Origin of the sequence: Streptomyces sp. CBMA123 (assembly GCF_014596465.1) — a bacterium.
In the GTDB taxonomy this organism is placed as follows: domain Bacteria; phylum Actinomycetota; class Actinomycetes; order Streptomycetales; family Streptomycetaceae; genus Kitasatospora.
Genome location: NZ_MECK01000507.1, coordinates 1 through 965, shown reverse-complemented (window position 1 = coordinate 965; position 965 = coordinate 1). Strand labels below are relative to the sequence as shown.

The 965-nt window shown below is 75.3% G+C and carries 2 protein-coding genes; one reads left to right on the top strand and one right to left on the bottom strand.

Annotated elements, in window-relative coordinates:
* Positions 1–297: CHAD domain-containing protein (locus BG452_RS35480; protein ID WP_188308452.1), on the bottom strand; the 297-nt coding region annotated here is incomplete at its 3' end.
* A 161-nt stretch (positions 298–458) separates the two neighbouring features.
* Here BG452_RS35480 and BG452_RS35475 point away from each other — a divergent pair.
* On the top strand, positions 459–965 hold a 507-nt coding region (locus tag BG452_RS35475; RefSeq protein WP_188308451.1), incomplete at its 3' end, for a hypothetical protein.

Genomic DNA, 965 nt, shown 5'->3' with positions numbered 1-965 from the left:
GGGCAGCTCCCGGGCCCGGGCGGTCAGGCGTTCGGCGAGCACCTCGCGGTCCCTGGCCCGGCCCAGCGCGGCGCCCAGCCAGCGCAGGTCGGCGGCCAGGGCGTCGGTGGCGCCGGGCTCGAGGAGCCGCCGGAAGGTCCGCAGGGCGCTGCGCAGCCGCCGGCAGGCGACCCGCATCCGGTGGACCGCGTCGGGTTCGTCCGCCCGGACGGCGTCCTCCAGCCCGGCCAGTACCACCGCCTGGGCCTCGATGCGGTCGAGCAGTGCCCGTCCCGCCGTGGTTTCGGGCTTGGCCATCTACGTGCACCCCCTCGTCGGGGCCACCGGGAACGTCTTCCAGGCTAGTCGCGGCGCGGCGGCTGTCGACTCCGCGACCGGCTGAGGGGGCGTCACCCGGAGGGAGTACCCGTACGCGCCCTCGTGCCCGGTGTAAGGGCCATGGCATACTCCGGAGCGTGATGACGTCCACCCATGCGACCAGGGCCCTGCGGGCCGCGGTGTTCACCGCGCTCGCCGTGCCGATGGCCGCGTTGGGCCAGGTGGTCATCACCGGTCGCCCGCTGCCGTTGTCGCTGGTGGCCACGGCGAGCAGCATCGTCTTCCTGGTCGCGGCCGTGCTGGCCGGCGGGGAGCGGCGGATGCTGCACATCTCCGCCGTGATGGTGCCGGTCGAGCTGCTGCTGAACACCACCTTCAACCTGGGCCAGACCGGCTGTGGGCCGGTGCTGTCCGAGCACGTGTCCGCGCGCGGGGTGAACCTGCTGGTCTGCGGCGGCGGTTCGATGGACGGCTCGCTGCTGAGCGGCCCGCTGGGCCATGCCGGGCAGTTGGCGCCCGCCGCGACCCAGCTGCTGCTCCTGACGGTGCACCTGGCGATCGCCCTGGCGGCCTCGGCCTGGCTGCGGCTGGGCGACGCGGCGCTGTCGGGCCTGGCCCGGGCGCTGCGCGCGCTGCGCCAGTCGTCG